This window comes from Tepidibacter hydrothermalis (assembly GCF_029542625.1).
GTDB classification, from domain to species: Bacteria; Bacillota; Clostridia; order Peptostreptococcales; family Peptostreptococcaceae; genus Tepidibacter_A; species Tepidibacter_A hydrothermalis.
The window spans coordinates 3,315,296-3,338,665 of record NZ_CP120733.1; the positions used below are offsets into that span (position 1 = coordinate 3,315,296).

Below are 23,370 nucleotides of genomic sequence, written 5' to 3' on the forward strand. Positions count from 1 at the left end.
ATGGCTTTAGTCTAAGCCATGGCATCCAATATACTAATCTTCCTCAGGTTCAAATTCCCAGTCAACTTCATAATACCCTTTTGTATTTTCCCCAGTTGCAATAAGTCTATATATAGTATTCTTCTTAATAGGTACACTTATACTCCATTCTTCATTTGTATAAAAAGTTTTAACTGGTTCTCCATTATATTTATAAAGTCCAATCTTTAAAGATCCTTTTTTAACCTTAGATTTATAATTTATCTTTAGATTTCCATCCTTAGGATATCTTATTTCAGCTTCTTCGCTCGAATTAAAATCTGAATAACTACTTTTGAATGTATTCTCTGTCTTAATAACTTCAGCATTATCACTTCTTTCATAATTGGTAATTTTATTACTATATGTTTTACTTGAAGATGCTGTCATACCTATAGCATCTCTTTCATAATTGTTAAATCCCTTATATATCAGCTTAACAGTTAATAATGCTCCTCCAAACAATAATACTATAATTAAAGTTAATATAATTAATAATTTTGTTATTACTTTTTTGTCAACTTTTATACTTTTAAACATATCTTTACTTTGTAAATTATACTTCTCTTCATTGTCGAAACTTTTATTATGATTAACTATCAGATATGTAAGAAAACCTAAATGATATGGAACAAATGCAGTAGTTAAGGTCCACAAAAGAGTATCTAGTCCTTTATTCTTGCTATCTTTATACACATAAATAACTGTAAATATCCAAAACAAAGCATTACATATGCTAACTATAATGCTTGCTCCAGCTAATAATGACATACTTCTCATCATATCTGAAACTATACCATCAGTACAATTAATCTCATACATCTAAATCATCCTCTCTCTATTTATCCGAAATCTAAAAGTTCTAAAACTCAATCTGAATTAAGTTTTACTTTATATCATAATAAATATTATACACCATTTGTATATTTATGGTAATGAATGTATATATTTTATATTACTTTTCATAATTTTCTTTCAAAAATATATAGTATGAAACCGATTCCTATGGTACAATATCCTATAATACAGTTAAGGGGTGATTTTGATGGATTTAAATAAAATACCTAAAATAGAGCTACATTGCCATCTTGATGGAAGTGTTAGACCTGATACAATATTAGATATAGCTAATAAAGATAATATAGATATTCCAACTTATAATATAAATGAACTAAAAAAATATATAACAGCTCCTGAAGAGTGCCATTCTTTAGATGAATATTTAGCTACATTTGATATAGCTAATAAAGTCATGCAAACAAAGGAAAATATCAAAAGAATTGCATATGAACTTCTTGAGGATGTTTCAAAGTACAATGTAAAGTATATAGAGATGAGATTTGCTCCTTTGTTTCATATGGCAAAAGGACTTAAATTTGATGAAATAGTTCAAAGTGTTTTAGATGGAATTAAAGAAGCTGAAAGTAAGTTTGATGTAAGAGGAAACGTAATACTATGCTGTATGAGACATATGAGTGCTGATGATGCTATATTTGTAATAGAAGAAGGTAAAAAGTTTTTAGGAAAAGGAGTTGTTGCAGTTGACCTTGCAGGTAGTGAGAACTTAAATTTTCCTGAAAAGTTCAAAGAAGCATTCGACCTTGCTAAAAGTTACGAATATAATATAACAATTCACGCTGGAGAGACTGGAATTGGTGAGAATGTATTTAAGTCTATAGAGATGCTTCATGCTCAGAGAATTGGCCATGGAGTCTTTGCTAAAGACTGTGTTAAATCATATCAAATGCTAAAAGATATGGGTGTTACACTTGAAATGTGCCCAACTAGTAATGTTCAAACAAAGGCAGTTAACGCATACGAAGAGCATCCTCTAAAAGATTTCTTAGATGATGATATAAGAATTAGTGTAAATACAGACAATATGACTGTATCCGATATAGATTTAGACAGAGAGTTCAAAATATTAAATGAGATTAATAAGTTGACTGAAGAAGATTTCAAAAGAATCTACCTATACAGCGTACATGCATCATTTGCATCTGATGAGGTTAAAGAAGAATTAAGAAAATATGTATAATAAAACAAGGGTTATTGAAATTTTTAAAATTTCAATAACCCTTATTTTCATTAACTCTTAATATTTATTTTACCTTATAGTAAATTATAAAGTTTTCACTCTCTCTTTTATTTTATATATTTTTTCTATATTACTCCACTAATCAAAATATATTAAAAAAGTGCTAAATAGAACGCGAATTTTGTCGAATAATATTTTAGTGCATTATTTAATAAATTAAAAGAGGTGAGTTGTGTGAAATACTTTAATAAGTTTACAATCAGAACCAAAATTTTAGTAGGATTTATATTTGTTTCTTTAATTACAGGATTTATAGGATTTACTGGTTATAAGTCAAGGAAAAGTATAATGAAAAATCAATATGAAATTGCAGATGTTCGTCTTCCTAGTGTAGCATCGCTATTAATATTAAGTGAAGCTCAAACAGCTGTACTTGTAGGAGAGCGTGGACTATTCAACACTAATATGAGGGATACTGACATTAGAAATGCACAATATGCTTATATTGAAGCTGCTTTTAAAAGAGCTGATGAAGCTTGGAATACTTATGCTCCTCTTCCACAGTCAGAAGAAGAAGCAATACTTTGGAAAAAATTTATACCCGAATGGAATCACTGGAAAGAAGGAAACCAGTTAATTTTAGACCTATCTAAAGAAAAAGATAGATTAATTGCATCAGGAGTATCTTTTGATGATATTCAAATACAAAAATTAGATGAACAGGTTTATGAAGCTTCTATGAATAATAGAAAACCTTTTATTACAGCTGAAAGTACCCTTAATCAAATTATTGATATAAATATGGCTATAGCTAAAGAATCAAGTGAGCAAGGAAAAATAACATATGAAAATACGCGAAAAACAATTAGTATATCCATTTTTTTAGCTGTGTTATTATCAATATTGCTTGGTTTTATTATATCTATCAGAATAACCAAACCTATTAATAAAACGATATATATGTTAAAAGATATAGCTGAAGGAGAAGGTGATTTAACTAAGAGACTTGATGTTCACTCTAAAGATGAAGTAGGTGAACTTGCAAAGTATTTCAATTTGTTTATAGATAACATTCAAGAATTAGTATCACAAGTAAAATATAATGCAGATAATTTAGCAGAATCATCTAGTCAAATTTCTTTAACTATGGATCAGAACAATAAAGGAATAGAAGAAATAGCTGTTGGAATATCTCAGGTATCAGACAGCTCACAAAATAATGCAAGTGTAGTTGAAGAAATAACAGCTAGTATTGAAGAGCTGGCAAGCAGTACAGAAATTATTTCTCAAGAATCAAAAAATGCATTCCAAAGTAGTAGTAACGCTTTAAAAATTGCAAATCAAGGAGCTAAAAATATAAAAGAAGTAGTATCCGCTAATAATACAGTTCAAGAATCAACAAAAGATGTCTATGAAGCTATAGGAGAGCTTAAAGTTTCGTCAGATAAAATAGGTGAAATAGTCTCAATAATAACTAACATTTCAGAGCAAACAAACCTACTTTCATTAAATGCTGCAATAGAAGCAGCTAGAGCAGGAGAGCACGGAAAAGGTTTCGCAGTAGTAGCAGATGAGGTTAGAAAATTAGCAGAAGAAAGTAAAGAATCAGCCTTAAGTATTAATTCTTTAATAGGTGAAATTCAGATTAAAGCTGATAATGCTAATACAGCTATTTCAAAAGGACAAGAAGTAGTAGAAATAAGTGTTGAAAAATCAAATGTAATAAATGAACATTTCAAAAACATACTAGATTCTATAGAAGATATAAATGGAAAAATTGAAATGATATCTGATTCATCAAATAATCAGTCACAAGTAGCTGAAGAGATAACAAAAGCCATGGATGAAATATCTGTATCAACTCAAGATAATGCAAGCTCAGTAGAGCAAATGAACGGAATTATAGACGGTCAAGTGAGCTCATTTGAAGAGATTGGTGCTAGTGTAGAAGAATTGCGAAATGTTGCATTTGAATTGAAAGATAAAACAGATCAATTTAATGTAGATTAATCATAAAAAAAGTATACGATTATATAATCGTATACTTTTTTTATATGGCTTATACTTATATTATTTGTTTAACTCTTATCATTTATTTTACTAAAATGAGATGGTGCAGGAGCTTTTATAACAATTAGTTCGAGAACATCATCATGAAGATTCTTTACATTCATTTTTGTGTTATAAGGAATTTCAAGTATATCCCCTCTTCTATATTCATGAATTTCTTGTTCATCTAATCCTATCGATAATATTCCTTTAATGACTGTCATATAAACATTAGAATTAGAATAATGTTCAGGTAATCCGTCTTCCTTATTAAATATCATATGAATATAATTTATATTCTCATCCATAATAATTTTTTCAACAACTGTATTATTTCCTGTACTGTAATGAAAAACCTTCTCCACCATAAATTTTCATCCTCTTTCATTATTTATTTTAGTATTAGTATAATCATTTACATTTATTTCATATACTATCATCTTATAATTAACGAAATATTTTTTCGGTAATATATGTTACCTATAGTATTCCCATTTATATCAATTTTGCAGAGTCAATAGTATTATGTTATTATTTAACAAATGTAGTTATAAATCCACGGATATCTTCGTTAAGATTTTTATAGTAGAATTTACTATTATGGATGTACTTTTAGTCATTCAAAGGTTATTGCGCTTTTATCCGTAAATTTATCCACTAAGGAGTTTTGATTATGAAAAATAAACCTTTTGAAGATAAATTAAATTTATTTGTAGCATATTCTTTTGTTTGTGGACTTATTGGAATAGTTTTATATTATTTTTATTTATGTTATTTAATAGAATAGTATATTCTCAAAAAAACTATTTTTTCTTGAATACACATAAACGCTAAAGCTATATTAAAAATGAAGCTTATTAAAATGTTAGCTTATTATTTAAATATTTTTGTATAAAACTTGTATTATGTCATTTGAATATCCGTTAATAAAGTTCGTTGTCTGACCAACGGGAGTTTAGAACTTTTAGGATATTCAATAAGACTTAATACTTAGTTTTATTAAAAATATTTAACACATAAGCGGTATTTTAATAAGCTTCATTTTTCTCTGAACAGCTATACTATGATTTTAAAATATTAACTAATCTTATAAACTCTAGCCTCATAAGACTTTAACTTTATAACATCCGAATCAATCTCATCTACCTCATAATTACTAATACATATCTCAAATTTTTTCCCCTTATACTCATCAGGAATCTTAAACTCAACTTCCTTATCAAAGAAATTAAGTATAACTAAAACAACTTCATCATCTAACCTTCTGACATAAGAGAATATATTCTCATCATCTTTATATAAAAGATTTAAATCCCCATACACCATAACAGGATTTTCTTTTCTAAACTTGATAAGCTTTTGATAATAGTAGAATACTGAATTCTTATCTTCTAATGCTCTCTTAACGTTTATTTCTTTATAATTAGGATTGGCTTCAATCCAAGGTGTTACATCACTAAAGCCTGCATTTTCACTATCATCCCATTGTATAGGAGTTCTAGCATTATCTCTTGATGTTGGCTTTATTCTCTTTAGAAGTTCATCATGTGATACTCCTTCATCTATTTTTTCTTTATAGTAATTTAGAGTTTCAACATCTCTATAATCCTTCATATCATCAAAATAAACATTAGTCATACCTATTTCTTCACCTTGATATATATATGGAGTTCCTTGGAATGTATGAATTAAAGTAGCTAGCATCTTAGCAGATTCTACTCTATATTCTTTATCATTTCCAAATCTAGATACCATTCTAGGCTGGTCGTGATTATTCATGAATAGTGAATTCCAACCTCTATCCTTTAAATCATCATACCATCTCATAAATATATCTTTTACATCCTTTAGCTTCCAATTAGAATCTAAGAATTTATCACTTGGATGATTAGGCATATCCATAAGATCAAAGTGAAATATCATATTAAGTTCATCTCTGTTCTCATCTACATATAAGTGTCCCATAGAAGAAGGTACACAAGGAGCTTCTCCTACTGTCATCATATCGTATTTGCTAAATACTTCTTTATTCATTTCTTTTACATAATCGTGTATCTTTGGTCCATTTATATATATTCCATCAGGGCTATCCTCTACGTCTGGGAATCCTTCTTTTTTAGAATACATATTGAATACATCCATTCTAAATCCATCTATACCTTTATCAAGCCAGTATTTCATCATCTTGTATATATCGTTTCTCATATCTTCATTTTCCCAGTTTAAATCTGGTTGTTTTTTAGTGAATAAATGTAAATAGTATTGACCTGTTTCTTCATGATACTGCCAAGCACTTCCTCCAAAGAATGAGTTCCAGTTGTTTGGACAACTTCCATCTTCTTTAGGATCTGCCCATATATAGTAATCTCTATATGGATTATCTTTTGAAGAACACGATTCTACAAACCACTTATGTTCATCAGAGCAGTGGTTTACCACTAAATCCATAAGTATCTTTATTCCTCTATCGTGTGCTTCCTTTAATAATCTATCGAAATCCTCCATAGTTCCAAACTCATCCATTATATCTTGATAATCGCTTATATCGTATCCATTATCATCATTTGGCGATTTATATACAGGAGACAGCCATATTACATCTATTCCAAGTAACTTCAAGTAATCTAGCTTCTCTATTATTCCATTTAAATCTCCTATTCCATCTTGGTTTGAATCTTTGAAACTTCTTGGATATATTTGATATACTACTGCTTCTTTCCACCATGTTCTTTTCATATACATCTCTCCTATTTAATACTTCCAGCTGTAACACTCTTTATAATGTGCTTTTGAGCTATAAAGTAGAATATTATAACTGGTATTATAGTTAATGTAAGTCCTGCAAGAGCTAAATGCCACTGCTTAGTGTACTCTCCAAAGAAGAAGAATGTTCTAAGCGGTATAGTGTGAGTTTCTGGTTTATTTATAATTAAAGATGGAAGTAAGAAGTCATTCCATATCCAAACAGTATTCAATATTGATACCGTTATAGTTATAGGCTTTAATATAGGAAATATAATGTACCAGAAAGTTTGCCATTTGTTACATCCATCTATAGTAGCTGCTTCATCTAATTCTTTAGGTATACCCTTTACAAATCCGTGATATAAGAATATTGAAAGACTGCATCCAAATCCTAAATACGTGAACATAAGTCCCGGTATGTTTAACATGTTAAGTTTTCCCATCATACGTATAAGTGGTAGCATTACAGCCTGGAATGGTATTAACATTGCTGCTATAAATGCAAAGAATATGAATCCACTCATCTTTGTTTTTGTTCTTTCAAGCATCCATGCTGCCATGGCTGAACATATAACTATAAGTATTATACTTCCAACCGTTATCATAAGAGAATTTAAAAACACATGAAAGAAATCTAGTCTATCAAATGCCTCTATAAAGTTCTCAAAATTTAATGATTCTGGTAATCCTAATGTATTTTGAAATAATTCTTTTTTAGTTTTAAAAGCATTAACAATTATAATATAAAAAGGTGAAAGGAATATTAAACCAGCTATAACACCTATTAGTCCTAAAAGTAACTTTTTAGTTTTCATTACATTTCCACCTCGCCTTTTTTACTGATATATACTTGACTTAATGTTATTCCTCCTATAACTAAGAAGAAAATAACTGCTTTAGCTTGTGCTACACCCATATTGTTAAATTTAAACGCTGTATTGTAAATATTCATAGCAAGCATTTGAGTAGAGTTTGCAGGTCCTCCTCCTGTTAAAGACAAGTTTTGATCGTATAACTTGAATGAGTTTGAAAGAGTTAAGAACAAACTAACTGTAAATGCCGGTCTTACAAGTGGAAATACTATATGCTTTACTCTTTGCCAAGCATTAGCTCCATCGATTCTAGAAGCCTCTATCAATTCTTGAGGTATATTTTGAAGTGCTGCTATATATATAATCATTAAATAACCAGACATTTGCCAAGACATAAGTATTACAAGTCCCCAGAAGCCTGTTTCAGTATTAGATAACCATCCTAAAAGCCAACTATGTCCAGTAGCTTCTCCTAATGCTGCAAATGCCTTTGTAAATATAAATTGCCATATAAATCCTAATATAAGCCCACCAATTAAGTTAGGCATAAAAAATATTGTTCTAAGAACATTGCTCATCTTAAGCCCTCTAGTAACTAATAATGCTAGAGAAAAACCTATTATATTTATAGTAATCACAGAAGCTATCGTAAATTTAGTTGTGAATATAAATGATTTTAAAAATCCCTCATCCTTAAAAACTTCCATGTAATTTTCAAATCCAATGAATTTAATATTTGAACTTATACCATTCCAATCTGTAAATGAATAATATATTCCGAACAAAAGTGGTATTACAACTATTAATGTGAAAGCGAATACTGCTGGCCCTACGAAGCCCCAAAATTCTAATCTATTCTTTTTCATTAAACTCTCTCCTTTACTATGAACTTCAAGCCACCTATTTTTTTACTTTTTTAAAAATAGGAAAGTCTATTTAGACTTTCCTATTTATGATTTTATTATCTATTTTCTTGCTTTAGCCCAAGTAGCTTTAGCATCTTCAACTAATTGTTCCCAAGTCATATCTCCTGCAACATATTGTTGTATATCTGCTCCAAGATTATCCATTCCCCAAGCTGATGGATATCCCATGAATACCCACGGCATAGTTTTTCCTTCATTAGAATATCTTATTATTTCCTTAGCTAATGTATCTTTTGGTTGTAAATTATCTGCATCATATCCTTTTAATGCTGGTATAAATTTAAATTCATTTATTACTAAGTCTTTTCCTTCATCAGAAGTATATAACCAGTTTAAGAAATCTTTTGAAGCTGTTTTTATCTCTTCACTTTTAGCATTGTTTATTGACCAATACATTGGAACTCCAACTGGTATAGAATCTTCTTTTACTCCTTCAAGAGGCATAGGAAGCATTCCTATATTAGCTGCTAATTCTTCATCAATACCTGCTACACTTCCATAAGCCCAGTTACCTTGTTGAATTATAGCAACTTGACCTAATGAGAATAACTCTTCAACTTGAGTTGAGTAATCAACACTATTTAAAGAAGCTTTCTTTCCATCTGGCATATATGCATAATCTGCTTGTAAGTCTAAAAGTTTTTTTAATGAATCTGCATATTTAAATTCTAATTCCTTTGCATTAAATGCATTAGTTACATTTCCAAACTCATTTGAGAAAGCAACATTTGATAAATGAAGCCCAGTTACCCAAGTTTCTTTTGCTGGGAATGCAAATACAGATTTAAGTCCTAATTCTTCTTTTTTAGAATCAAGTGATTTAACTGCTTTTTCTAAGTCAGCAAATGTTTTTATAGATTCTGGATCTATTCCAGCTTTTTTGAATAATTCCTTGTTATATATAAATCCATATCCTTCTTGATTGAATGGCATACCGTATATTTTTTCATCTTTAGTTACAGGAGCTAAAGTTCCATCATAAGCCTGAGATACCCAAGTTTCAGTAGATAAATCTTCTAATTTTTCACTCCAGTCGATCATATCTTGTGGTCCACCTATATTGAATATTGCAGGTTCTTCTCCAGATGCAAACTTAGATTTTAAAGCTGCACCGTAGTCATCTCCTCCACCTACTGTTTGGATGTTGATTTTTACATTAGGGTTTTTCTCCATATACATATTAGCTGCTTTTTCTAAAGCATCTTTAGTCTCAACTTTAAATTGGAAAACATCTACATTAACCTTATCACTTGCAGTATCTTTAGACGAACCACAAGCAGTTAATGATAGCATTAATGCTAGAACACATGCAAATACCGAAAATACTTTTTTCTTCATTTTCACCTTTACCACTCCCCTTGTAGAATTTAGTTGAATCTTTGTGCAATCGTTTGCATTAAATTGTAAAAAAATATAGGCTATAGACTTATTAATCCATAGTAATCTATCTAAATCGAATAGAGTGAAACTTAATTCAGATGGAGTTTTTGCTCCAACTGAATTTTTAGTTAAACTAATCCAGAAGCTTTAGCTTTCGGGTAGAGTTTTTTCACCTTATTGGATTTAAAACTAAATTGATTTTGTAGAATCTCTTTCTATTATCTTGTGAGATATAATCTCTTTTTTCAATTCACTTTCATTTCCTTCTAATATGCTAAATAGTTTTTCACAAGCTCTTTTTCCAAGTTCAGTAGAATTAATATCTATTGAAGTTATAGATGGATTTGAATACTTTGCCAAAATACTGTTATTAAAACTAGCAAGCATTATATCCTCTGGAACTTTATAATTTTTCTCTTTTATCTTTTTCATAGCACCAAGACTCATAAGATCATCGGCAACTATAATAGCATCTGGTATATCATCTAAATTTAAAAGCTTGTCAGTAAGATTATATCCACTTTCTTCTAAGAATTTATCAAATATAAGATATTCATTTTTAAATTCTATATTATTATCTTTTAGAGCTTTTTTATATCCTTCAAATCTATTTTTTATAACTACTGAGTGAAGTTCCCCTCCTATAAAAGCTATTTTTTTTCTTCCTTTTTCTATTAAAAAAGACGTCAATTCATAGGATGCTTTCTCATTATCATTATCAACACTAGTTATATCATCGTATTCAAGACAAGAACCTATTAACACAAATGGAAACTTGTTGTCTCTCAAATACTTTATAGCTTCATCATTCTCATTAGAACGAGTAAGTATCAATCCATCAACTCTATTTCCTTTTATCAAACATCTTAGTACATCTATTTCATCTTCATTCTTATGACTTGTAGAAATTAATATATCATAGCACTTATCAGATGAAACTATACTTATACCTCTTAATGATTCTTGGAAAAATGGATTCATTAATACATCTTCTGTTCCATAGGGCATTACAACACCTATAGTATCCGTTTTTTTATTTGCAAGTCTTCTTGCTATAGAATTTGGATAGTAGTTAAGTTCATCCATAATTTCTAAAACTTTCTTTTTGGTATTCTCGCTTATTCTCGCATCTTTAGATATCACTCTTGAAACTGTAGAAGGAGATACACCTGCTCTTTGTGCTACATCCTTTATCGTAATACTCTTCATTTTACTACTCCTAATAAACTATTTTTTCTCTGTGCAATCGTTTGCACTAGTCTTTGTAATGTAATTTTATCATCTAAATTTTTTAAAATCAAGAATAAATTTTTAATTTTTCAGATTTTTCGATAAAATCCTACAAAAGTATATTATCTTCAGTTTCAAGATCAAATAAGTGTATTTTATTGCCATCCATAGCTAAAATTATTTCATCATCATCGTGTAACTTATATCTAGCATTCAATCTAGCAGTTACATTTTTTCCACCTACATTTAAATATGCATAAATTTCTGCTCCCATGTTCTCCTGTATTTCAACTTTTGCATTAAAAGATGTCTCCTTAGAGGCTTCTATAAATACATTCTCCATATGAATATCCTCTGGTCTAATTCCTAAGAATACATTCTTCCCTATATATCCTTTTTTCTTTAATATTTTGCCTTTACCCATAGGTATACCTATTTTAACATCATTAAATGAAGCTACTATATTTTCTTTTTCTTCACTTATAGTTACCTCTATTAAGTTCATTTGAGGGGCTCCAATAAATCCTGCTACAAACATATTCTTAGGATTTTGGTAAAGTTCTTGAGGGGTAGCTGTTTGCTGAACAATTCCATCCTTCATTACTACTATTCTGTCTCCCATAGTCATAGCCTCAACTTGATCATGAGTTACATATATAAATGTAGTTCCAAGCTTTTTATGAAGCTTACTTATTTCAGTTCTCATTTGAGTCCTAAGCTTAGCATCTAAATTAGATAAAGGCTCATCCATTAAGAATACCTTTGGCTCTCTAACTATAGATCTACCTAATGCTACCCTTTGTCTTTGTCCTCCTGATAAGGCCTTTGGTTTTCTAGTTAATACACTTTCTAATCCAAGTATCTTGGCAGCTTCTTTTACCTTTTCATCTATTTGATCTTTAGGAACTTTTCTAAGCTTTAGAGCAAATGCCATATTATCATAAACAGTCATATGAGGGTATAGTGCATAATTTTGAAAAACCATAGCTATATCTCTATCCTTAGGTGGAAGATCATTAACTACATTATCACCAATCTTAAGTTCTCCTGAAGTTATATCTTCAAGTCCTGCTATCATTCTTAAAGTGGTAGACTTACCACATCCAGAAGGCCCTACAAGTACAACAAACTCCTTGTCTTTTATGTCTATATTTACGTTTTTAACCGCTTTATATCCATTATCGTATTCTTTACATATATTACTCAATGTTACATTCGACATAAAACCATCTCCTTAAGTTTATTTAGCAACCTTATATAATCTAGCCTCATATGGCTTTAACTTAATCATAGATATATCATCATGATGCTTAACATCATAATTAGATAATAAAAGTCCACTATGATTTAATTTAAAATCACTGCATTCATATAAAGCGTCAGTATCTTTTAGATTACATATAACAACTACTTTTTCCTCTCCTAAAGTACGAGTATATGCATATATTTTATCATGTTTTGGTAAGATAAGGTCATATTTTCCATATGTGAACACTTCATTTTCTTTCTTGATATTTATCATTTTTTTATAAAAATTTAATACTGATTTTGGATCTTTTAACTGATTAGCTACATTTATATCCTTATAATTAGGATTAATACCAATCCAAGACTTTCCAGTTGTAAACCCTGCATTTTCTGTCTGATCCCATTGCATAGGAGTACGAGAATTATCTCTTGAACTTGCCCATATAAGACTCATTATTTCATCATGAGACATACCTTCACTTCGTTTTATATTGTACATATTCTTAGTTCTAACATCGTCATATTCATCTATATTCTTAAATGCTACATTAGTCATACCTATTTCTTGACCTTGATAAATAAATGGTGTACCCTGCATCATAAAATACATAAGTGCTAATGATGTTGAACATTCTCTTAAATATTCTTTGTCATTTCCCCAAGTGGATACAACACGTGGTATATCATGATTTTCAATATATAGTGCATTCCAGCCTTTATCCTCAAGTCCCATTTGCCACTTAGTAAGCACCTTTTTAAGCTCTACTATATCTAATTCTTTATTATTTTGAGCATCCCATAGATCTAAGTGTTCAAATTGGAATACCATGTTGAATTTACCTTCTTTTTCACCAACCCAAAGCTCTGCATCTTCAGTTTTAACTCCATTTGCCTCTCCTACAGTCATAATATCGTATTTTGCAAAAGTGTTATCTCTCAACATTTCAAGATATTTATGAATTCCATCTACATTCATATGCTTATCAAAACAAGATACATATCTAAGACCTTCTTCATTAGGCATATCCTTTAATCCCTTTTCCTTATTTATATGACTAATTGCATCTACTCTAAAACCATCAATTCCCTTATCAAGCCACCAATTTATCATATTAAATACTGCTTCTCTTACATCTTCATTTTCCCAGTTTAAATCTGGTTGTTTTTTAGAGAACAAATGTAGGAAGTATTCATCAGTTTTTTCATCATATTTCCAAGCTGATCCTCCAAAAATACTCTCCCAGTTGTTTGGTTCTTTTTCATCTTTTCCTTCACGCCATATATACCAATCACGTTTTTCACTTTCTTTTGAAGACTTTGATTCTACAAACCAAGGATGTTCATCACTTGTATGATTAACAACCAAATCTATTATAAGTTTCATATCTCTGTTATGAACTTCATTTAATAAATTATCAAAATCATCCATAGTTCCAAATTCATCCATTATATCTTGATAATCACTTATGTCATATCCATTATCATCATTAGGGGATTTATACATTGGACAAATCCATATTACATCTATTCCTAAGTCCTTTAAATAATCCAGTTTAGAAATTATTCCGTTTAAATCACCTATTCCATCTTTATTTGAATCCATAAAGCTTCTTGGATATATTTCATAAGCTACAGCTTCTTTCCACCACACTTTTTTCATATAGAACCCCCCTTAATATAATCTTATGCAAACGATTGCATGAACATTAAAAAAATATATTTGCTTACTAAGCTTAATATTAATCCTTAGTGCAAACGGTTGCATTAATGTATAAAAAAATATATCGAATTTTATAATTATTTGTAAGTAATTTTCTTATTATAAGAATATTATAAATTTATATATTAGTCAAGCGTTTTCCTCTGAATTTATAATATTTTTTAAATTTTCATTCAATTTTTAGTTATTAATTTCTTATAGCGTAAAAAAAGAATAGCTGAAGCCCTCTAAAGCTTTAGCTATTCTAGATTTTTATATTTTAAGCGATAGTATCTACATCTTGCGAACCATTTAATTCATTTTTACCGTTTGTTTTCTTTGCAATTATAGGTAAGATTAATCCTAGTCCTATAAGAATAAATGGAGTTAAAATGTTAAGAGTAATTTGGAAGTACCACTGCGATGTATATGTTTCTACACCTTTTGGGAAAATCCCCATAATACATACAAATGCAGTAAATACAAAACACCATAAACCAATTCCAAATCCTAACTTAGAATTTTTTACAAATTTATATTCTGAAGAGTACGTTCCAGCCGCAGCTTTTCTTAAAGCCATATATGCTAAGAATACCCATAAATATCTCATTGGCATAACAACTGAATTTAGGTCTAATAACCAGTTATACAGTGAATTCATGTCACCAATACCTAATGCAGGTATTATTATTAGAATACCAACTAAAACAGTAACTAGTTTATATCCATTTATTGGAGCTCCATATTTATTAGTTTTAGTTAATGCCTTAGGAATATATTTTGAATCAGCATCTGCTATTAATACTTTTAGCGGAGCATCTATTGATATCATTAATGCAGATATTTGAGCTGTTGTATTAGATAAAGCATATAAAATTAAGAATACATTTCCTAATCCATAGTATTCACCTAACTTTTTAAACGCATAATATTGTCCATTCATCTTTAAGTCTGAAGCAAGATTATTTGCATCAAACATCATTCCCATTGCATATGAACCTAATAGCGCTGATATTGCTACCATTACTGCTAAAGCAATCATTCCCTTTGGAAATCCTTTAGATGGATTTTTCATATTATTAATATAAGGGGCTATTTTTTCTGATCCACCTACTGCAAATACTAGCATAGATATTGTAGTAAAGTATGCAAAATCAAAAGTTGGAATAAATGTTTTAAAACTCATATTTGTTGTTGCAGGCTTAATACCTGTAATTGCAGGTGCTGTAACCATTAATAATATGTATAATAGCGACATTATAAATACTGATGAACCTGCTAAAGTTCCTATTCTCTTTAGCGAAGTAATACCTCTTGATGCAATCCATACGAAACATATAAATACAAGTAGTGAGATTGTTTGTAAAGTTAAAGGATCAATATTCTTAATTATACTTCCATCTTGGAATAAAGCCCAGCTTAATGCTATCATTACCCCTTGAGGCTTTTGTGCTAAATAAGGTACATGTACAACCCAATAAGTCCATCCTGCTAAATAAGCTAATCTGCGACCCATTGTAGTTCCTATCCATGAACTTACTCCACCTTTTCCCTCTCTAAAAGTAGCTCCTAACTCTCCTACCATTAATGCATATGGTATAAAATACATTCCAATAATTAATATCCACGATACAATTACTTGTAATCCTTGATTAGCAAAGTTATTAACAACATTACCAAATCCCCATACAATAGCAAAACACATTAAGGCGAGATTTCGCCACGTCATGTTTTTAGATTGATTATCACTCATAATATAAATTTCCTCCTGTTTAGTTCAATGCTTGAAATCTTTTTCAATCACTGTGTGTTTTTTTGAGTTTCTATCCCCTTATTATTTCCTTTTTAAGATTAACATTATTTTGATTAGTTTACAATCATTTTTTGCAATTTTTCTTGCAAAAACTTATATTTTTTTGATTTTTAAGTTGCATTTTCTATTCATTCCGTTCTCAATTTTTTTCACAAAACCCTCCATTTATCATTGTTTTCTGAATTTTAATTGATTATTTTTTATACTTTCATTTTTCAACTTTTTGCAATTATCCTTTCATTTTTCTTGCATATACTCTATATACTTAATGTTTTTATCAACAAAAAGGAGTATGAAAAACTTTTTTAGAAAAGTTTTTCATACTCCTTTAATTTCTTACATTATATCTAGTATATGTTTCTTTATTTCAAAGTCTTTTGGAGATTTTATATTTTCATCTTCAAGTGATGCAAATCCAGAAGCTGTAGAGTTCTTATCTCCAGCCTTCAGAGGGTGGAATATTAGGACTCTTAGCTTTGAGATTAAGCTTCTACAAGCTCATCTATATTCTTACCAGGTGGAACTATTGGATAAACTCCAAAATCTTTATCTATATTACACTCTATAAACACAGGCTCTTTTCCTAGATTGCAGTCACTTAAAGCTTCATCTAGTTTATCAATAGAATCTACACTATATCCCTTAATGCCATATACATTAGATAATGCTTTATAATTCATATCAAAATCATTATCAGTTTCAGAGTATCTTTCATCACAGAATAAACCTTGCCATTGTCTTACCATTCCAAGAGTTCTATTATTTAAAAGAACTATTATAACTGGTAGCTTATATTTTGCTATGGTTAATAATTCATTACAATTCATATTAAAGCTTCCATCACCAGTAACTAGCATAACTTGTTTATCTTTATTTGCGACTTGTGCACCAATAGCCGCTCCTAGTCCAAATCCCATCGTTCCAAGCCCACCCGATGTTATAAATTGTCTATCATTTTTAAAATTAAAATACTGTGCAGTCCACAATTGATGTTGACCTACATCTGTTGCTACTAATACATCTTTGTTTAATTTTTTATTTAATAATCTAAATATGTTTTTAGGATGAAATATTTCTCTGTCAATTTTATATTGTGATTTGTAGTTTTCAATATTATTTTTCCAATTTGTATTATCTTTAGAATACATATATTTAGTAAGTTGTTGTAATATTTTTTTTACATCTCCTACAACATGATACTGAGATTCTTTGTTTTTATTCATCTCCGTAGCATCTACATCTATATGTATTATATTGGCTTTAGGTGCAAATCCTTCAGAGTTTCCTATAACTCTATCACTAAATCTCGCCCCTATAGCTATTATCAAATCACTATTTGTTACAGCTAGATTATTCTCTCTAAATCCATGCATACCTACAAGACCAAGGGATAATTCACATTCTCTATCTATACTTCCAAGTCCCATTAAAGTATTTACAACAGGAGCATCTAACTTATTTGCAAACTCCATTAGCTGTTTACTAGCGTTTGCTATTTTAATCCCTCCACCTGCATATATAATAGGTTTTTTAGATTCATTTATTATATCTACTACAGCTGATAAGTCTAAATCCTTTTCATATTCGTCCTTCTCATCAATATCTAAAGTATGGGATAAATCTTCTTTATATTCTGCCAAAAATATATCCTTTGGAATATCAATAAGTACAGGTCCCGGTCTTCCTGTAGTGGCAATTTTAAAAGCCTCTTTAATTATTTCAGGTATATCATCTACATCTCTAACTAAGTAATTATGCTTTGTTATAGACATTGTGACCCCTGTTATATCTATTTCTTGAAAAGAATCTCTTCCAAGTAATGTTGTTGGAACTTGACCTGTTATTACAACAAGTGGAACAGAGTCCATAAAAGCCGTTGCAATACCAGTTACAGTATTAGTAGCTCCAGGACCTGATGTTGCAATACATACTCCTACCTTACCACTACTTCTTGCATATCCATCTGCTGCATGAATTGCACCCTGTTCGTGAGCAGTTCTTGTATGATTGAAATACCCATATCTATATAGTGCATCATAAAATGGAATAACAGCTCCTCCAGGATATCCAAATAGTGTATCTACACCTTGCTTTTTTAGACTATCAAGTAATAATCTAGCTCCATTCATAGTTCGTCTCCTTTCCTTAATTATTTAAATACATACCGCTCCTTTTGAAGCACTCTGAACTATCTTCGAATACTTTCCAAGGTAACCAGTATGTTTTTTAGTTTTTAACTTTAAGTTTTCTCTTCTTCTACTTAATTCTTCATCATCAACTTTAAGATCTATAATTCCTTTATCTATATCAATACTTATCAAATCTTTATCTTCAACTAAACCTATCATTCCACCATCTATAGCCTCTGGACAAACATGTCCTATAGCCGCACCTTTAGTTCCCCCCGAGAATCTACCATCTGTTATAAGTGATACACTATCATCAAGTCCCATTCCGACTAATGCTGATGTAGGTGTTAACATTTCTCTCATTCCAGGACCTGCCTTTGGTCCTTCATATCTTATTACTATTACATCTCCCTTTTCTATTTTCCCACCTAAAATACTATCAACAGCCTCTTCTTCACTATCGAATATCTTTGCAGTAGATACTGTTTTCATCATGTTATCTTTAACTGCGGATTTTTTTACAACTGCACCTTCAGGTGCTAAATTTCCAAACAACACCTTTATTCCACCATCTTTACTAAAAGGATTATCTATATCCCTTATAACTTCGCTATCTTTTTTATCTTTTAATATATTTTCTAACAATTTTAAACTTACTGTAGGTACATCTAAATTTATCAACTCTTTCTTTGACAATTCATTCATAACAGCCAAAACTCCACCAGCATTATCAAGATCTTCTATATGATGATTTCCTGCAGGACTTAGTTTACAAAGATTTGGAGTTTTAGAGCTTATATAATTTATATTGTTTAAGTTAACATCTACACCAGCTTCCTTTGCTATTGCAGTTAAATGAAGAACAGTATTAGTTGAACATCCAAGCGCCATATCTACAGTTAATGCATTTTCAAATGCTTTTTCTGTGAGTATATCTCTTGGATGTATATTATCTCTTAACAAATGCATTATCTGCATACCGGTTTTCTTTGCAAGTCTTTTTCTACTAGAATATACTGCTGGTATTGTTGCATTTCCATCTAGTGCTATTCCCAATGCTTCTGTCATACAGTTCATAGAATTTGCAGTAAACATTCCAGAACAAGATCCACAGGTTGGACACGCACTTTCCTCTAAACACTTCAATTCATCTTCTGTCATTTTGTTTGAGCATACTTTTCCAACACCTTCAAATACAGTGGTCAAATCTACTTTTTTATTATTAAGCCTACCTGCAAGCATAGGGCCTCCACTTACAATAATGCTAGGTACATTAATTCTTGCAGCAGCCATTAACATTCCCGGAACTACCTTATCACAGCTAGGTATTAAAACTAATGCATCAAGTCCATGCGCCTTTGCCATTATCTCTATACTATCTGCTATTATTTCTCTACTAACAAGTGAATACTTCATCCCTTCATGATTCATAGCAATACCATCACATACTGCTATTGATGGAAACTCAAGAGGGGTTCCTCCCTCCATTAAAACACCTCTTTTTACAGCTTCTGCTATCTGTCTAAGTTCAACATGTCCCGGTACTATTTCATTAAATGAATTTACAACTCCAATAAGAGGCTTATCTATTTCTTCATCTGTAAGCCCTGCTGCTTTAAGTAGTGATCTATGTGGAGCCTTAGTTATCCCTTTTTTTACTTTATCGCTATTCATATATCCCCCTCCTATCTAGCTAAATCGCTACTCTTTTATCCAAGACATCATACCCCTAAGTTCTTTACCAACTTCAACAATAGGATGCTCTAGTTCTCTTTGCTTAAATGAATTAAATACAGGTCTATTTAGTTTATTCTCCATTATCCAATCCTTTGCAAAAGCTCCAGTTTGTATTTCTGTTAAAACGCCTTTCATCTCTTCTCTAGTTTTATCTGTTACAATTCTTCTTCCAACCATATAATCTCCATACTCAGCTGTATCACTTATACTGTGTCTCATTTTCTCAAACCCACCTTCATATAAAAGGTCTACTATTAGTTTCATTTCATGAAGGCATTCAAAGTATGCTACTTCCTTTTGATAACCTGCATTAACCAATGTTTCAAACCCAGCCTTTATAAGTTCAGTTACTCCACCACAAAGTACAGCTTGTTCTCCGAATAAATCAGTTTCTGTCTCTTCTTTAAAAGTAGTTTCAAGTACTCCAGCTCTTAATGCTCCTATTCCATAAGAATAAGCAAGACCTAACTCTTTAGCTTTTCCTGTATAATCTTGATGTACTGCAAGAAGTGCTGGAACTCCTTTTCCATCTTGATAAACCCTTCTAACTAAATGTCCTGGTCCTTTAGGTGCTACCATAAATACATCTACGTTTTTTGGAGGTACTATCTGACTAAAGTGTATATTGAATCCATGTGCAAATGCCAGTGCATCTCCTTCATCTAAATTATCCTTAACTTTTTCATCAAATACTTCTTTTTGCTTAGTATCAGGAACTAACATCATAACAACCTGACTAACCTTAACAGCATCCTCAACATTCATAACTTCAAGTCCATCAGCTTTAACCTTATCTCTTGATTTACTTTTCTCATGTAAACCCACAACAACATCAACACCGCTATCCTTTAAATTAAGTGCATGTGCATGCCCTTGACTTCCATAACCTAGAACAGCAACCTTCTTTCCCTTAAATAACTCTAAACTAGAATCCTTTTCATAATACATTTTACTCATCTTAATCTCCCCTTTTATATAATTTAATATCTTAATTTTTTAGAACTATATATCACTATACAACTTTTATTTCTTTAACATCTGCAAGTTTAGATATCTGCTTAACAACACTTCCAGTCAATCTCTGATCATATACAACTATATCCAAATCAATATGACTACTCTGAGACTTCATATTAATCTCTTTTATATTAAATTCTTTTCTTCTAAGAACACTAGTTACTCTTATAAAAGAATCTATCCCCTGATTTAACCTTGCACAAACTCTACTTTCCACTATCTACACACCCTTTCTTTTTTATAAAATAAAAAAATCTTCCGTCTCTATAAATACATAGACTATGTATTTATAGGGACGAAAGATTATATTCGCGGTACCACCCTATTTGCAATTTCAAAAACTGCCTTCTCAATTCAGATCGACCAAAATTAAATACTTTAGTGAATCCTAACCATATATCGGTGGTAACCGTCCTTATTTACTCGAAAAATATCTTTCAACTTGGCAACTCAGGAGTGATCATTATATACTCTATTTAATCCAACTCTCAGCAAATGTTGGTTCTCTGTAATTAAACTCGAATATTTTTGTCTCCATCTTCGTTTTTTTATATTAACTTGTTTTGCGTTAATATGAATTATAAACTCTTTAATATTTAATGTCAATTGTATTTTTTTATTTTTTTGAAAAAAATATTTTTTATGAATTTTCTATCATTTCTATTTATCAAAAACAAAAGCAACCCAACTCAAGTTAGATTGCTTCCGTTTTTTCTGTATTTTTAGTTAACATAATTTCAATTTTCTCTACAGGGAGTGGTTTACTAAATAAGTATCCCTGATATTCTTCACAACTAAAATTATCTAAAAGTCTCAATTGTTCTTCTGTTTCAACTCCTTCTGCCAGTACTTTTAGCTTTAATGCTTTAGCCATGTCAATTATAGCTCTAGTAATAGAACTATCTATATTGTTATAGCAAATATTATCAACAAATGATTTATCTATTTTTAATACATCTATTGGAAAATCCTTTAAATAACTTAATGATGAATATCCCTTTCCAAAATCATCTAATAGTATTTTTATTCCCTTGCTTCTTATTTGTTCTAAAATTTTATAAGTATATTTTTTGTCTTTCATAGCAGCGGTTTCAGTAATTTCAATACTTATAGATTCATAACTAACCTCTGTATCTTCTAATATAGATTCTAACCTATCAAGAAAATCATTTTCATAAAATGTTTTTCCAGAAATATTTATAGAAATATTGGGTGGATTTAAACCTTCATTTATCCACTCTTTAATTTGTAAACAAGATAACTCTAATATATGTTCATCTAGCTTTTTAATTAAACCAGTTTCTTCTGCTACTGGTATAAAATTATTTGGATAGATCAATCCTTTTTCAGGACATTTCCACCTTACTAAAGCTTCTAATCCAGTAATTTTATTTGTTTTTATATCGACCTTAGGTTGATAATGGAGAATAAATTCTCTTTTTTCTAGTGCATGTTTAAGCTTATGTTCAATTTCAATATTTTTATCCATTTGTTCACTCATTTTATAATTATAAAATTCATAAGTATTTCCTTGGTTTTCTTTAGCTTTATACATTGCTATATCAGCATTTTTAAATAAAGTTTCTATATCCTTCCCATCATCAGGAAATATTGAAATTCCCATACTACAAGTAACCGTAAATTCTTTTTCTTTTAATATAAAAGGTGGGGTTTTAAATACATTTATAATATTTCTTACAATATCTATTATTTCATTTGTTTCATTAATATCATTTAATATTAATATAAACTCATCTCCACCTAAACGCGCAATTGTATCTTCTTGTCTAGTAACTAATCTTAGCCTTTTAGCAACTTTTTTTAAAATATAATTTCCAGCATTATGTCCTAATGAATCATTTATTAGTTTAAATTTATCTAAATCAATAAATAAAACTCCTATTTTAGTATTGTTTTTTGATGCTTGCTCAATATCTAATTTTAATTTATTTTCTAAAGACCTTATATTAAGTAAATTAGTCAACGGATCGCTCAATGCTAAATGATTTAATTCTTTTAAAAGCGTATTTTTTTGGTTAATAATTTTATAAAAACCGTATACAATAAATATTATTCCTAATCCAAAAAGAAATTTTTCAAATATGAGATTTTGCCATTTTGAAAATGGAATAAATTTAAGTTCATCAAGAGAATCATTAAACATTGAAATAGCAAAGATTGCACACCCAACACTTAATGTCTTTACTTTAAGTTCTAGTGAAATTATAAAACCAATTACAATTAAAATTAAGCATATTCCTTCGAAGATGAAATCACTAATATCTATATCTAAATTGTTTTTTACTAAAATAAAAGTTATTAATAAAAATAATGATGTTAAAATAATAAATATTTTCATAATATTTTTCTTGTCATTTTTATTATTCATATAAATTCTCCTATATAAGATTGAATATACTAGATTAAGTAAAATTTAAAATAAAACTTTAAAAGTCTTCTCTTATATTATATATTACTCTTTCCATTATTTCTAATGATTCAGCAATTTTTTTTATTTTATAACATAAT

Annotated in this window: 17 protein-coding genes and 1 other annotated feature; of the genes, 2 read left to right on the plus strand and 15 right to left on the minus strand. The window is 29.8% G+C overall.

Features of this window, described 5'->3' with window-relative positions; all coding sequences use genetic code 11:
• Positions 1-33 precede the first annotated feature (33 nt).
• Positions 34-840 (minus strand): hypothetical protein, encoded by an 807-nt coding sequence (locus tag P4S50_RS15670; RefSeq protein ID WP_277731770.1) that lies wholly within the window; start codon positions 838-840, stop codon positions 34-36.
• Positions 841-1,063: 223 nt separating this feature from the next.
• On the opposite strand from P4S50_RS15670, the gene add reads away from it, so the two are divergent.
• Together add and P4S50_RS15680 are read left to right on the plus strand one after the other, a co-directional pair.
• Positions 1,064-2,056, plus strand: a complete 993-nt coding sequence (add, locus tag P4S50_RS15675; RefSeq protein ID WP_277731771.1) for an adenosine deaminase — start codon at positions 1,064-1,066, stop codon at positions 2,054-2,056.
• Between the two features lie 234 nt (positions 2,057-2,290).
• Positions 2,291-4,066: a methyl-accepting chemotaxis protein gene (locus P4S50_RS15680; RefSeq protein ID WP_277731772.1), complete on the plus strand. Its 1,776-nt coding sequence runs from the start codon at positions 2,291-2,293 to the stop codon at positions 4,064-4,066.
• 68 nt (positions 4,067-4,134) lie between these two features.
• On the opposite strand, the gene P4S50_RS15685 is transcribed toward P4S50_RS15680, so the two are convergent.
• The 14 genes from P4S50_RS15685 to P4S50_RS15750 form a co-directional block, all read right to left on the minus strand.
• Positions 4,135-4,473: a cupin domain-containing protein gene (locus P4S50_RS15685; RefSeq protein ID WP_277731773.1), complete on the minus strand. Its 339-nt coding sequence runs from the start codon at positions 4,471-4,473 to the stop codon at positions 4,135-4,137.
• Positions 4,474-5,182: 709 nt separating this feature from the next.
• Positions 5,183-6,841: a glycoside hydrolase family 13 protein gene (locus P4S50_RS15690; protein WP_277731774.1), complete on the minus strand. Its 1,659-nt coding sequence runs from the start codon at positions 6,839-6,841 to the stop codon at positions 5,183-5,185.
• An 11-nt stretch (positions 6,842-6,852) separates the two neighbouring features.
• Entirely contained in the window at positions 6,853-7,665 is an 813-nt protein-coding gene (locus P4S50_RS15695; protein WP_277731775.1) for a carbohydrate ABC transporter permease, read from the minus strand.
• Positions 7,665-8,528 carry a carbohydrate ABC transporter permease gene (locus P4S50_RS15700; RefSeq protein WP_277731776.1) on the minus strand — a complete coding sequence of 288 codons (864 nt, stop codon included), beginning with the start codon at positions 8,526-8,528 and terminating at the stop codon, positions 7,665-7,667. Before P4S50_RS15700 ends, P4S50_RS15695 begins: the two co-directional genes overlap by 1 nt.
• A 99-nt stretch (positions 8,529-8,627) precedes the next feature.
• Positions 8,628-9,926, minus strand: coding sequence for an ABC transporter substrate-binding protein (locus tag P4S50_RS15705; RefSeq protein WP_277734757.1), 1,299 nt, complete (start codon positions 9,924-9,926; stop codon positions 8,628-8,630).
• A gap of 231 nt (positions 9,927-10,157) precedes the next feature.
• Positions 10,158-11,177: a LacI family DNA-binding transcriptional regulator gene (locus tag P4S50_RS15710; protein WP_277731777.1), complete on the minus strand. Its 1,020-nt coding sequence runs from the start codon at positions 11,175-11,177 to the stop codon at positions 10,158-10,160.
• A gap of 130 nt (positions 11,178-11,307) precedes the next feature.
• Positions 11,308-12,420, minus strand: coding sequence for an ABC transporter ATP-binding protein (locus P4S50_RS15715; RefSeq protein WP_277731778.1), 1,113 nt, complete (start codon positions 12,418-12,420; stop codon positions 11,308-11,310).
• Between the two features lie 18 nt (positions 12,421-12,438).
• Complete coding sequence (locus tag P4S50_RS15720; RefSeq protein ID WP_277731779.1) at positions 12,439-14,106, minus strand: glycoside hydrolase family 13 protein; 1,668 nt, start codon at positions 14,104-14,106, stop codon at positions 12,439-12,441.
• 319 nt (positions 14,107-14,425) lie between these two features.
• Positions 14,426-15,898 carry an amino acid permease gene (locus P4S50_RS15725; RefSeq protein ID WP_277731780.1) on the minus strand — a complete coding sequence of 491 codons (1,473 nt, stop codon included), beginning with the start codon at positions 15,896-15,898 and terminating at the stop codon, positions 14,426-14,428.
• Between the two features lie 542 nt (positions 15,899-16,440).
• On the minus strand, positions 16,441-18,087 hold the full coding sequence (gene ilvB, locus P4S50_RS15730; protein ID WP_277731781.1) for a biosynthetic-type acetolactate synthase large subunit: 1,647 nt from the start codon (positions 18,085-18,087) through the stop codon (positions 16,441-16,443).
• A gap of 24 nt (positions 18,088-18,111) precedes the next feature.
• Positions 18,112-19,761, minus strand: coding sequence for a dihydroxy-acid dehydratase (gene ilvD / locus P4S50_RS15735; protein WP_277731782.1), 1,650 nt, complete (start codon positions 19,759-19,761; stop codon positions 18,112-18,114).
• A gap of 27 nt (positions 19,762-19,788) precedes the next feature.
• Positions 19,789-20,781: a ketol-acid reductoisomerase gene (gene ilvC, locus P4S50_RS15740; protein ID WP_277731783.1), complete on the minus strand. Its 993-nt coding sequence runs from the start codon at positions 20,779-20,781 to the stop codon at positions 19,789-19,791.
• A 55-nt stretch (positions 20,782-20,836) separates the two neighbouring features.
• Positions 20,837-21,058 carry an ACT domain-containing protein gene (locus P4S50_RS15745; protein WP_277731784.1) on the minus strand — a complete coding sequence of 74 codons (222 nt, stop codon included), beginning with the start codon at positions 21,056-21,058 and terminating at the stop codon, positions 20,837-20,839.
• Between the two features lie 71 nt (positions 21,059-21,129).
• Positions 21,130-21,391 (minus strand) — a binding site (T-box leader).
• A gap of 144 nt (positions 21,392-21,535) precedes the next feature.
• The gene (locus P4S50_RS15750) at positions 21,536-23,230 is read right to left on the minus strand and encodes a bifunctional diguanylate cyclase/phosphodiesterase (protein WP_277731785.1); all 1,695 of its coding nucleotides are present in this window, start codon (positions 23,228-23,230) and stop codon (positions 21,536-21,538) included.
• Between the last annotated feature and the right edge of the window lie 140 nt (positions 23,231-23,370).